The organism is Amycolatopsis sp. NPDC054798 (genome assembly GCF_053611505.1).
Genome location: NZ_JBSHAM010000011.1, coordinates 1 through 12062, shown reverse-complemented (window position 1 = coordinate 12062; position 12062 = coordinate 1). Strand labels below are relative to the sequence as shown.

11 protein-coding genes are annotated in these 12062 nt (G+C 68.5%); 5 read left to right on the top strand and 6 right to left on the bottom strand.

Annotated elements, in window-relative coordinates; all coding sequences use genetic code 11:
- Nucleotides 1–23 precede the first annotated feature (23 nt).
- The 6 genes from gyrB to dnaA all read right to left on the bottom strand — a co-directional run bounded on the left by gyrB (nucleotide 24) and on the right by dnaA (nucleotide 8767).
- Nucleotides 24–1991 (bottom strand): DNA topoisomerase (ATP-hydrolyzing) subunit B, encoded by a 1968-nt coding sequence (gene gyrB, locus ACWGIC_RS09575; protein ID WP_452075459.1) that lies wholly within the window; start codon nucleotides 1989–1991, stop codon nucleotides 24–26.
- A 197-nt stretch (nucleotides 1992–2188) separates the two neighbouring features.
- Nucleotides 2189–2824, bottom strand: coding sequence for a DciA family protein (locus tag ACWGIC_RS09570; protein WP_452075458.1), 636 nt, complete (start codon nucleotides 2822–2824; stop codon nucleotides 2189–2191).
- Between the two features lie 109 nt (nucleotides 2825–2933).
- Nucleotides 2934–4088 (bottom strand): DNA replication/repair protein RecF, encoded by a 1155-nt coding sequence (gene recF, locus ACWGIC_RS09565; protein ID WP_452075457.1) that lies wholly within the window; start codon nucleotides 4086–4088, stop codon nucleotides 2934–2936.
- Between the two features lie 18 nt (nucleotides 4089–4106).
- Nucleotides 4107–4997 (bottom strand): phosphogluconate dehydrogenase (NAD(+)-dependent, decarboxylating), encoded by an 891-nt coding sequence (gene gnd, locus ACWGIC_RS09560; protein WP_452075456.1) that lies wholly within the window; start codon nucleotides 4995–4997, stop codon nucleotides 4107–4109.
- A 49-nt stretch (nucleotides 4998–5046) separates the two neighbouring features.
- Nucleotides 5047–6180, bottom strand: a complete 1134-nt coding sequence (gene dnaN, locus ACWGIC_RS09555) for a DNA polymerase III subunit beta (RefSeq protein ID WP_037809143.1) — start codon at nucleotides 6178–6180, stop codon at nucleotides 5047–5049.
- Nucleotides 6181–7087: 907 nt separating this feature from the next.
- A complete protein-coding gene (gene dnaA, locus ACWGIC_RS09550) occupies nucleotides 7088–8767 on the bottom strand; it encodes a chromosomal replication initiator protein DnaA (RefSeq protein ID WP_452075594.1) in 1680 nt (559 codons plus the stop codon).
- Nucleotides 8768–9366: 599 nt separating this feature from the next.
- Between dnaA and rpmH the strand changes: the two genes are divergently transcribed.
- Genes rpmH through ACWGIC_RS09525 form a run of 5 tightly spaced genes read left to right on the top strand, consistent with a single transcriptional unit; the run spans nucleotide 9367 to nucleotide 12012 of the window.
- Nucleotides 9367–9510 (top strand): 50S ribosomal protein L34, encoded by a 144-nt coding sequence (gene rpmH, locus ACWGIC_RS09545; protein WP_037363527.1) that lies wholly within the window; start codon nucleotides 9367–9369, stop codon nucleotides 9508–9510.
- Between the two features lie 22 nt (nucleotides 9511–9532).
- Nucleotides 9533–9964: a ribonuclease P protein component gene (gene rnpA / locus ACWGIC_RS09540; RefSeq protein WP_452075455.1), complete on the top strand. Its 432-nt coding sequence runs from the start codon at nucleotides 9533–9535 to the stop codon at nucleotides 9962–9964.
- 6 nt (nucleotides 9965–9970) lie between these two features.
- On the top strand, nucleotides 9971–10297 hold the full coding sequence (gene yidD / locus ACWGIC_RS09535; protein ID WP_452075454.1) for a membrane protein insertion efficiency factor YidD: 327 nt from the start codon (nucleotides 9971–9973) through the stop codon (nucleotides 10295–10297).
- Nucleotides 10298–10301: 4 nt separating this feature from the next.
- Entirely contained in the window at nucleotides 10302–11444 is a 1143-nt protein-coding gene (yidC, locus tag ACWGIC_RS09530; protein ID WP_452075453.1) for a membrane protein insertase YidC, read from the top strand.
- A 28-nt stretch (nucleotides 11445–11472) separates the two neighbouring features.
- Nucleotides 11473–12012, top strand: a complete 540-nt coding sequence (locus ACWGIC_RS09525) for a Jag family protein (protein WP_452075452.1) — start codon at nucleotides 11473–11475, stop codon at nucleotides 12010–12012.
- Nucleotides 12013–12062 lie beyond the last annotated feature (50 nt).

The window sequence follows — 12062 nt, the reverse complement described above, 5'->3', positions numbered from 1 at the left end:
GGGAAGTGAGTTACGGGGGACGCCTACACGTCCAGGAAGCGCACGTCCTTGGCGTTGCGCGTGATGAACGAACGGCGGGCTTCCACGTCCTCGCCCATCAGCACGGAGAACAGTTCGTCGGCCTGCGCGGCGTCGTCGAGGGTGACCTGCCCGAGCAGCCGGTTCGCCGGGTCCATCGTGGTCTCCCACAGCTCCTCGGCGTTCATCTCGCCGAGACCCTTGTACCGCTGGATCGCGTCGTCCTTCGGGAGACGGCGGCCCGCCTCCACACCGGCCTGGATGACCGCGTCGCGTTCCTTGTCCGAGTACGCGTACTCGGGCTCCGACCGCGGCCACTTGATCTTGTACAGCGGCGGCCGCGACAGGAACACGTGACCGTGCTCGATCAGCGGCGTCATGAAGCGGAACAGCAGGGTCAGCAGCAGCGTGGTGATGTGCTGGCCGTCGACGTCGGCGTCGGCCATCAGCACGATCTTGTGATAGCGCAGCTTCGAGAGGTCGAAATCGTCGTGGATGCCGGTGCCGAGCGCGGTGATCAGCGACTGGACCTCGGTGTTTTTGAGGACGCGGTCGATACGGGCCTTCTCGACGTTGATGATCTTGCCGCGAATCGGCAGGATCGCCTGGTACATCGAGTCGCGGCCTTCCTTGGCCGAACCGCCTGCCGAGTCGCCCTCCACGATGTAGAGCTCGCACTCGCCGGGGTCGTTCGACCGGCAGTCCTTGAGCTTGCCCGGCAGGCCGCCGATCTCCAGTGCACCCTTGCGCCGCACCAGGTCGCGCGCCTTGCGGGCGGCGAGCCGGGCCTGCGCCGACGAGATCGACTTGTTGATGATCGTCTTGGCTTCGCTCGGGTTGCGCTCGAACCAGTCGCCGAGCCATTCGTTCGACTGCTGCTGCACGAACGTCTTGGCCTCGCTGTTGCCCAGCTTGGTCTTCGTCTGGCCCTCGAACTGCGGTTCGGCCAGCTTGATCGACACGATCGCGGCGAGACCCTCGCGCACGTCGTCGCCGGTCAGGTTGGCGTCCTTCTCCTTGAGCAGCTTCTTCTCGCGCGCGTACGCGTTGACCACGCGGGTGAGCGCGGCGCGGAAGCCCTCTTCGTGCGTGCCGCCCTCGTGCGTGTTGATCGTGTTGGCGAAGGTGTACACCGACGGCGTGAACCCGGTGTTCCACTGCATCGCGACCTCGACCTCGAGGCCGGAGCCCTTGGCGTCGAAGGAGATGACGCTCTCGTGGATCGGGTCCTTGCTGCCGTTGATGTGCTTGACGAAGTCCTCGAGCCCGCCCGGGTAGCAGTAGACGACTTCCTTGACCCTGGCCTGCTTGCCCGCGGCGTCCTCTTCGGTCTCCTCGTCGGCGACGCGCTCGTCGCGCAGCGACAGGGTGAGGCCCTTGTTCAGGAACGCCATCTCCTGCAGCCGGCGCGAGATGGTCTCGAAGTTGTAGGTGGTGGTCTCGAAGATGTCGCCGTCGGCCCAGAACGTGATGGTGGTGCCGGTGTCGGTGGCCGGGCCGAGGTCCTCGAGCGGGCCGGGGACCTGGTTCGTGTACTCCTGGCGCCAGCTGCGGCCGCCGACCTTGATCTCCGCGAGCAGCTTCGTCGAGAGCGCGTTCACCACGGAGACGCCGACGCCGTGCAGACCGCCGGACACCGCGTAGGAGTCGCTGTCGAACTTGCCGCCCGCGTGCAGGATGGTGAGCACGACCTCGAGGGTCGGCTTCTTCTCCTTGGGGTGCATGTCGACCGGGATGCCGCGGCCGTCGTCGACTACCCGCACCCCGCCGTCGGCGAGCAGGGTAACCTCGACCTTGGTGGCGTACCCCGCCATCGCCTCGTCCACGGAGTTGTCCACCACCTCCTGGACCAGGTGGTGGAGACCGCGCTCACCGGTGGAACCGATGTACATGCCGGGGCGCTTGCGAACTGCTTCGAGGCCTTCGAGCACGGTGATGGACGACGCGTTGTACTCGCTCTTGTTCTCGGTCACCGGCGTTGTTTCTCCTCGTCTCGCCCGAGCGGACGCCCGCTACTACAACAGTGTACTTGCCCGCACGCGCTCACATGCGGCTAGGACACCCCTCAGCCGGTCGCAGAGGGACGAAATCACCCTCAGTTGAGTCATCTCGTATCCGAAGCCGCGCGGCCCGGTTCTCGGGGAACTCATCCGCCGGAGCGCAAGCCCCGTCAGCCGTACGTGTCACGCGGCCCGCGACCAGGCACGTGCCGGGGCCCTTTCCGCCAGCTCGGAGCGGTCGGACCCTGGATCCGCATCCGCTTGACCACGCCGTTCCCGACGCCCGCGGCGATCTTCGCCAGCAACTTGCCCTGCAGCAACCGCAACTGCGTCGCCCACGCGGTGGAACTCGCGCGGACGGTCAGCTCGCCGTCTTTCAACGCCACCGGCTGGGCGTGTTCGGCGACGTCCTCGCCGACGAGCCGGGCCCACTGCCCGAACACGCGCGCGTTGGTCATCGTGTCCTGCCAGCCGCTGTCGGAGATCAGCCGCGACACGAGCCGGCCGAGCGGCTGCGGGTCGCGCGGGTCCGCGCCCGGACCGGACCAGCGCCGCCGCGCCCGGTTCTGTCCGCCGCCGCCATTGATCCGGCCGCGCCGGAGGTTCGGCGGGGCGCCGCGTTCGCGGGCTTTCGCCTTCGCCGCTTCGAGCGCGGCGTGCGCGAGGTCGCGGCCGCTCGGTTTGTCCCCAGCGGCCGTCCCGTTCGGCCCAGTGGAATTGTCACGCTCAGTCGCGCCACGCGCGGGATTTCGGGGGGTATCTCCCGCTTCCGGGGTGTCAAGACCGCCATCCGGCCGGTTCGTCACGCGCGGCGATAACGCGGCTCCGGGTTTATCCACACTGTCCACAGGTTTGTCCCCAGATCGGTGGGCAACCCGCGTGACCCCGGTCACCCCGCGTGGTCGTTGTGGCTGTTCAGACACGGTTCACCTCCCCGTCGGCCACTGTGAACCTCGCCCCGGCGAGCTCCTCGGGCACGTCCTCGGCCACCGCGGCGGTGATGAGCACCTGCTCGGCGCTCGCGGAGACCTCGGCCAGCCGAGCCCGGCGCTTGCGGTCGAGTTCGGCGAATACATCGTCCAGCAACAAGACCGGTTCGCCCGCTTCGGCACGCAGAAGCTCGTAACTTCCGAGCCGCAAGGAGAGCGCGAACGACCACGACTCCCCGTGGCTGGCGTACCCCTTCGCCGGGGCTTCGCCGAGGATCAGCTCCAGCTCGTCCCGATGCGGGCCGACAAGACTGATCCCTCGCTCCAGCTCCTGCCGCCGCGTGTCGGCCAACGCCTTCAGCAACAGCTCGCGCAGTACCTCTGCGTCCGCACGCTCTCCGCCAGGCACGCCGTACGACGGCGGAAGCGCTTCGCCGAGCGAAGACTTGTACGCGATCTTCGCCGGGCGAGAGTCGGGCGCGACTCCCATATAAGCGTCGGCGGTGTACGGCGCGAGGTCTGCGATGAGGTTCAACCGTGCCGCCAGCAGTTGCGCGCCAGCCACCGAGAGATGGTCGTCCCACACGTCGAGCGTCGACAGCGCGTACGGGTCTTCGCGACCAGTACGGCGTTTGCCCGCAGTCTTAAGAAGAGCGTTGCGCTGCTTAAGCACCTTCTCGTAGTCCGCGCGCACGCCCGCGTACCGAGGCGCGCGAAGCACGAGCAGTTCGTCCATGAACCGACGGCGTTCGCTCGGATCGCCGCGCACGAGCGAGAGGTCCTCCGGAGAGAACAGCACCGTACGCAGAATGCCGAGCACGTCGCGCGGTTTGCCGACCGCGCCGCGGTTCACCCGGGCACGGTTGGCGCGGCCGGGCGTGATCTCGAGTTCGACCGTCAGCTCGCGGTCCTCGTTGACGACCGCGACCCGGACGAGCGCGCGTTCACAGCCGTGGCGGACGAGCGGAGCGTCCGTGGCGACCCGGTGCGAACCGAGGGTCGCCACGTAGCCGATCGCTTCGAGCAGGTTCGTCTTCCCCCGGCCGTTCTGGCCGACGAGCACGACCGGCCCCGGTTCGAGGGCGAGGTCGGCCAGCGGCCAGGACCGGAAGTCGGTGACCTGGAGATGTCGCAGATACACGGGCGGGGACCGCGGGAGCTAGCTCCCGGCCTTCTTCACAGCGTGCCCGCCGAACTGGTTCCGCAGCGCGGCGACGGCACGCATCGCGGCGGAGTCCTTCTGCCGGGAGGAGAACCGGGCGAACAGCGCGGCCGACAGCACCGGGGCCGGAACCGCGTTGTTGACCGCTTCCTCCAGCGTCCAGCGACCTTCGCCGGAGTCCTCGACGTAACCTTCGAGGTCGTCCAGATCCGGGTCCTCGTCCAGCGCGCGCACCAGCAGGTCGAGCAGCCAGGAGCGGACCACGGTGCCGCGCTGCCAGCCCTTGATCACGGCAGGCACGTCGTCGACGGTCTTCGCGGCTTCGAGCAGCTCGAAGCCCTCGGCATAGGCCTGCATGATGCCGTACTCGATGCCGTTGTGGATCATCTTCGCGTAGTGCCCGGCGCCGACCGAGCCAGCGTGCGAGAAGCCTTCCTCGCGCGGGCCTTCCGGACGCAGCGCGTCGAAGATCGGCATCGCGCGCTGGACGTCGGACGCCGCGCCGCCGACCATCAGGCCGTAGCCGTTGTCCTTGCCCCACACGCCGCCGGAGACGCCGCAGTCGAGGTAGCCGACGCCGTGCGAAGCGAGCAGATCGGCGTTCAGCTTGTCGTCGGTGAACTTCGAGTTGCCGCCGTCGATCACCAGATCGCCTTCGGACAGCAGCTGCCCCAGCTCGGTGACGGTCTGCCGGGTCGGCTCACCGGCCGGGACCATGATCCACACGATCCGCGGACCGGCCAGCTGGGAAACCATGTCTTCGAGCGAGGTCGAGTCGCTGACGTCGGCGTTGCGGTCGTAGCCGACGACCTCGTGCCCGGCGGCACGCAGCCGCTCGCGCATGTTGAAGCCCATCTTGCCCAGGCCGACGAGACCCAGCTGAACCATGAGATCCCCTTTGGATTGGATCGGTTTTCCTCGGTTGGACGCGCGCCGCTCAGCCCGGCAGCCGGACCGGCATGAGCAGGTAGAGATATCCGGGGACGACGTTGCCCTCGGCGTCGGCGGGCTTGATCAGCGCCGGCCGGTTGGGCGTGGTGAACGTCAGCTCGGCCCGGTCGCTGTGCAGCGCGCCGAGGCCGTCGACGAGGTAGCCGGGGTTGAACGCGATGGTGACCGGCTCGCCCTCGTAGTCGACCTGGAGTTCCTCTTCGGCGCTGCCCTCGTCGTCGCCGCCGGCGGACAGCCGCAGGGAGCCGTCGCCGAACTCGAGCCGGACCTGGGTGCCGCGCTCGGCGACCAGCGAAACGCGCTTGATCGACTCGGTGAGCGCGCTGACCTCGATGACCGCGCGCGAGGTGTGGTTCGCGGGCAGCAGCTGGCGGTACGGCGGGAACTCGGCGTCGAGCAGCCGGGTGGTCGTGTAGCGGCCGGCCCCGGACAGGCCGAGCAGCCCGTCGCCGGAAGCGAGCGCGAGCTGCACGGTGGTGCCCGCGCCGCCGAGCGTCTTGGCGGCCTCGGCGAGCGTGCGCGCCGGGACGAGCACCGCGGCGTCGGACAGGCCCTCGGCCGGCTTCCAGGTGAACTCGCGCATGGCGAGCCGGAACCGGTCGGTGGCGACGAGGGTGAGCGTCTCGCCGGAGATCTCCAGCCGCATGCCGGTGAGCATGGGGAGCGTGTCGTCCTTGCCGGCCGCGGTGGCGACCTGGGTGACCGCCTGGCCGAAGACGTCGCCGGTGAGCTCGCCCGCGTGCGCGGGCTGGGACGGCAACTGCGGGTAGTCCTCGACCGGCATGGTCGGGAGGCTGAACCGGGCGCTGCCGCAGGTGATGGTGGCGCGGGCGCCGTCGACGGAGATTTCCACCGGCTGCGCGGGCAGCGCCTTGGTGATGTCGGCGAGGAGGCGGCCGGAGACCAGCAGCCGCCCGCCGTCGGCGATGGTCGCGGGCACGCCGACCGTGGCCGAGACCTCGTAGTCGAAGCCGGAGACCGTGAGCGCGTCGGACTCCCCGTCCGCGCCCGCGTCGAGGAGAACACCGCCCAGCACCGGCACCGGAGGCCGGGACGGGAGGCTTCTGGCCACCCACGCGACGGCGTCGGCGAGCCCGTCGCGCTCGACGCGGATCTTCATGCGCGCTTCCTTTCGACAGCCGAGCCCCTCGGCTCGTGAAGGGGTCGCCGGGCACCAGTCGTGAGCACCGCGCGCGACCGGGTCCCCGCCGGTCCGGTCCGCCCCGCGCGGGAACGGACCAGCTGCAGACATCCACGTTAGGCCGTCGCCGGGGTCGCCGTCACCTCGGCCTCCCCTTCACTTTGTCGACAAGACGACACGAATCTCGGCTTGTCCCCAGTTTCGTCCTCCGCCTGTTTTTGTTCTGTTCTTTCTTAGAAGAGATGAAAAACCAGTAGCAGTAATAGGGGCTGTGGATTGTGTGGACAGAGCTCGTTCGCGCTGGTCGTAGGGTGCGGCGGGCTGTGGAGAGCCCTGGTGGCGGATCGGTGGATGGTTCGGCCGATCCGTGGATGGTTTCGAGCCCTGCTCGATTCATCCACAGTCGGGCCCAGTTGTCCCCAGGGTTGTCCCCAGGTTCAGGCCGAGTTGTACCCAGGCTCTGGGGGCAGCCGAAGCGGCCGGGATCGCCCTCCTGAGTGACGAACCACAGCTGTGGATCACCTGTGGGCAACCTGGGGAATCCGCGTGGACAACCCTGGGGACAACCTGTGGATTCGGTGTGGGCGGGATGTGGAGAAAATCCGAGTCGTCGCAGCTCTGAGATCTGTTGGCACTGTGGGCAAACTGCCCACACCCTGGGGAAAACCCCTTGTGTATCAATAAGTTTGAGAAATTCTGTGTACACAGGCTGTGGACGTCTGTGGATACACAGATCGGCGTACGCGCCTTCACTCGCACAGCCGTACGTACGCACGCTTCGTGCGCGAAGCCAGTCATGGCAACAAAAAAGGACGCCACGGCGGCTCCGTGGCGTCCTTTTCGGCGGGTCAGTGTCTACAAGCGAGTGTCCAAACGCAGCAGTCGGCTACTGCCGCGCCCGCTGTTTGATCCGCGACGTCAGCTCTTGCACCTGGTCGTAAATCCGCCGGCGCTCGGCCATCTCCTTGCGGATCTTCTTGTCCGCGTGCATGACAGTCGTGTGGTCGCGGCCGCCGAAGGTCTGCCCGATCTTCGGCAGCGACATCTCGGTCAGCTCGCGGCAGAGGTACATCGCGATCTGGCGGGCCGTGGCGAGCGCCTTCGTCTTGCCGGGCCCGCACAGCTCGTCGAGCGTCACGTCGAAGAACTCGGCGGTGACGCCCATGATGGTCGGCGCGGTGATCTCCGGCGTGTGCGAATCCGGGATCAGATCGCGCAGCACGATCTCGGCGAGCCCGACTTCCACCGGCTGCTGGTTGAGCGACGCGAACGCGGTGACGCGGATCAGCGCGCCCTCCAGCTCGCGGATGTTCGCCTCGACCCGCGACGCGATGAACTCCAGCACGTCGCCGGGCACCGCGAGCCGGTCCTGCGCCGCTTTCTTGCGGAGGATCGCGATCCGGGTTTCCAGCTCAGGCGGCTGGATGTCGGTGATCAGGCCCCATTCGAACCGCGTCCGCAGCCGGTCCTCCAGGGTTTCCAGCCGCTTGGGCGGCCGGTCGGAGCTGACCACGATCTGCTTGTTCTGGTTGTGCAGCGTGTTGAAGGTGTGGAAGAACTCCTCCTGGGTGCCTTCCTTGCCCTCCAGGAACTGGATGTCGTCCACCAGCAGGATGTCGACGTCGCGGTAGCGCCGCTGGAAGGCGACCTTGCGGTCGTCGCGCAGCGAGTTGATGAAGTCGTTCGTGAACTCTTCGGTCGAGACATAGCGCACGCGCATGCCAGGGAACAGCCGTTGCGCGTAGTGCCCGACGGCGTGCAGCAGGTGCGTCTTGCCCAGCCCGGACTCGCCCCAGATGAACAGCGGGTTGTACGCGCGGGCGGGCGCCTCGGCCACGGCCACCGCGGCGGCGTGCGCGAAGCGGTTGGACGCGCCGATGACAAAGGTGTCGAAGTTGTACTTCTCGTTCAGCTTCGTCTTCGACGTCTGCGGCTGCGCGGGCGCGGTGTAGGGCTGCCCGGCGATCGGCTGTCCGGCGAACCGGGGCCAGATCTCGTTGGCGGTGGCCAGGGCTTCGCCCTCTTCGTCGACTTCCTCGTCCGGGTCGTCGATGTCGTCCAGGGCCGGGTGCACCGGCTGCTGCGGAGGGGGTGGCGGCGGTTCGACCCGCGCCGGTGGAAGACCGGCCGCGTCGACCTGAGGCCGGCGCGGCGGCGGCATCGGCTTCGGGCGTTGCGGGCGCACGTGGTCGGCCTGGCCGTTCTCCGTGTGCGGGCTCGGTTGCGGCACCGGCTCCGGCCGAGGGGCGTCGTTTTCCACCCGGGCGGGTGACGCCGCGTAGCGGGGCGCAGGCGCGACCGGTTCGGTGCTGTCGACTTTCACCGCGAGCGACACCGGACGGCCGAGCCGGCGGGACAGTGCTTCAGTGATCGAGGTGCGCAGCGCGCGTTCGATGGCTTCCTTCGCGAAATCGCTCGGCGCGGCGAGCAGCGCGGTGCCGTCGAGGAGGCCGATCGGCCGGGTCACCCGCATCCAGGCTCGTTGCTGCGGGGAGAGGGTGCCGTCGGACAGCTCCCGCACCACCTGCTCCCAGATGACGCCCAGATTGTGCTGGTGCTCCGACACCGGTCTGACTCCCCTCCCCTCGTCGGCGTGCACACCCCGGACCACCCCGAGCACGTCCTGGAAGCTCGCCTCGAGCACGCGGTCCGGACTCACCCGCGCGACGGCACAGCGATATCCACAAAGTTGTCCACAGCTGTGCACTAATGTACGGCCGTCCGCAGCCACGCCACCTGCGGGCTCGGCGTACTCCCCGGGCGCCTCCACACCCCCCGGCGCCGGCGACCTCGGATCAGTCCTGCCCGGAGGCCGAGAGGGGCACGCTAACAAGCCCTGCTCGATGCCACAAGACGTGGTGCTGCGCAAGCATTTCACGGTGTACGGCGTGTTGCCATTCGGTGCCGCGCCGTGCCAGGAGGCAGTCTCGCCGGTCGGTCGCCGAGGGTGGCGGAGGGGCGCCTGCAGCGTTCACGACCGGGGTGCGTACCCTCGTAAGGTCTCCCGTATGCGACGGGTGCGTTTCGCGTGCCTACGTATGTCGTCGCTCGTCGTGACGAGACCACCCGGTGGTAGGAGACAGCACGAACTTCCGTGCGACCCGCACGACACGCCGGGCGCCGGGGAATCCGCCGTCGCCCGACGGCCGAGACACAGGAGAAGCAGTGAGCAAGGGCAAGCGCACCTTCCAGCCGAACAACCGTCGCCGCGCGAAGACCCACGGTTTCCGCCTGCGCATGCGGACCCGTGCGGGCCGGGCGATCCTCGCGGCGCGCCGTCGCAAGGGCCGCGCCGAGCTGTCCGCCTGATCCGGCTCCGCGCAACCGCGTCGTGCTGCCCGCTGGCGCACGTCTGCGGCGGAGCGAGGACTTCCGGGTCGTCCTCCGCCGGGGGTCCCGAGCCGGCAGGCGCCGCCTCGTCGTCCATGCGTTGACCACGGACCCGTCCGTGGCCGCTTCGTTCGCGGCCAGGGCGGGTTTTGTGGTGAGCAAGGCCGTCGGCAACTCGGTGGTGCGCCACCGGGTGACCCGGCGGTTGCGGCACCTCGTTTCCGCGCGTCTCGGAACACTGCCCGCGGGCAGCTCGTTGGTGGTACGGGCATTGCCTCCGGCGGCGTCCGCCTCGAGCGCGGAGCTCGGCGCGGATCTCGACGCCGCGCTGCGCCGGCTCGGCCTCGCGCCGTCCGGCCGTCCGGCCCGGGCCGATGCTCCCCGGCAGCCGCGTCAGCAGGACGCGGCACCCGACCACGGATCAGCGGTGTAAACGGCCATGGACGCCACCTCCGAGCACAGCACCACCGAAGCACCAGAGGATGAGAAGCCGCCCCGGCCGGGACCGGTCGCGTGGGTGCTGCTCCTTCCTGTGCGGTTCTACCGCAAGGCGATCTCGCCCTTTCTTCCCCCGGCTTGCCGGTTCTATCCCAGCTGCAGCGCGTACGCAGTCGAAGCCCTGACCCGCCACGGCGCGGCCCGCGGCTCCTACCTCGCGCTGCGCCGGCTGCTTCGCTGCGGCCCGTGGACCCCGCCCGGCCGCGACCCGGTGCCCGAGAAGTTCTCGTGGCGGCACCGCACGCCTGAAACACCGATCGAGGAGTAGCTCAGTGCTCGATTTCATCTACTACCCCGTGTCCTTCATCTTGTGGTGTTGGCACAAGGTCTTCGGGTTCGTCTTCGGGGAAGCGACCGCGATCTCGTGGATCCTCGGCATCATCTTCCTGACGTTCACCGTCCGCGGCATCATGTTCAAGCCGTTCGTGAACCAGGTCCGGTCGATGAAGAAGATGCAAGACTTCGCGCCGGAAATGAAGAAGATCCAGAAGAAGTACGCGAACGACCGGCAGCGCCAGGCGCAGGAGATGCAGAAGCTCCAGCGCGAGCACGGCGTCAACCCGCTCGGCAGCTGCCTTCCGATGATCCTTCAGATCCCGGTCTTCATCGGTCTGAACCACGTGCTCCGCGCGTTCACCATGCCGCCCCCCGGCGGCGGGGACAAGACCGAGAACTACTTCTTCAACGCGCAGGACGTGCACTCCTATGTCAGCGCGAAGCTGTTCGGCGTCAACATGGGCGAGGCGGTCAACAACGGCGTCGGCGCCGTCGCTGGCAACGTCGCGAACGGTGGCTGGCACTGGGAGGTCCTCCCGGTCGCGCTGCCGCTGATGATCATCGCCTCGATCGCCACGCACCTCACCGCGCGGCACTCGGTCTCCCGGCAGAACGCCTCGGCCGCGGGCACCCCGCAGACCGCGATCATGAACAAGCTCACCATGTACATCTTCCCGCTCGGTGTGCTCGTGTTCGGTGCCTTCTTCCCGCTCGGCCTGCTCTTCTACTGGCTGGCGAACAACGGCTGGACGCTCATGCAGCAGCGCCTCGTCTACACGAAGATCGACAAGGAAGAGGCCGCCCGCAAGGAAGAGGCCGCCGAGAAGCGCGCGTCGCTCGGCCCGAAGCCGGGCCAGAAGCCGACCGCGCCGAAGGTCGGGCAGAAGCCGGTGCAGCAGAAGAAGAACCAGCAGGGGCAGCAGGGCAAGGTGACCAAGGCGGGTTCGGCGCACGGCTTCGCGCAGACCGCGTCTTCCGCCAAGTCCGGTGGTGCCACCTCCTCGGAGAACAAGACGGACGAAGCGGCGGAGAGCGCGCCGGAGCAGACGTCGACCCAGAACGGATCGAAGGAGAACGGCACCGGGGTGCCCGGGCTCCTCAAGGACTCGAACAGGAAGTCGGGCCGGAAGCGTCGCTGACGCTTCGGGTTCGGAGAGGAGACTAAAGATGTCGGAGACGGTCGACACGATCGACGCCGATCAGGAAGAGACGAGCGCTTCGGCCGAGCCGAAGGCGGGCGGTGACGACGCTCTCGTGCAAGAGGGCGACATCGCCGGCGACTACCTCGAGCGTCTGCTGGACCTGCTGGACTACGACGGCGACATCGACCTGGACGTCGAAGCGGGCCGCGCGATCGTCAGCATCGACGGCGGCGACGACCTGGAGAAGCTGGTCGGTCCCCGTGGCACGGTGCTCGAAGCGCTGCAGGAGCTGACCCGGCTCGCGGTCCAGCAGGAGACCGGCTCGCGCAGCCGGCTGATGCTGGACATCGCCGGCTGGCGCGCGGACCGCCGGGAGGAGCTGCGCGAGCTCGGCCGGTCCACCGCCGAGTCGGTGCTGTCGAGCGGCGAGCGGGTGCGCCTGCAGCCGATGAGCCCGTTCGAGCGCAAGGTCGTCCACGACGCGGTCGCGACGGTCAAGGGCGTCACGAGCGAGAGCGAGGGCGAGGACCCGAAGCGTCGCGTGGTGATCTTCCCCGAGGACTGAGCCCTCGGAGGAGTTGAGCACTGAGCCGAAGCGGCCCACCGGATCAATCC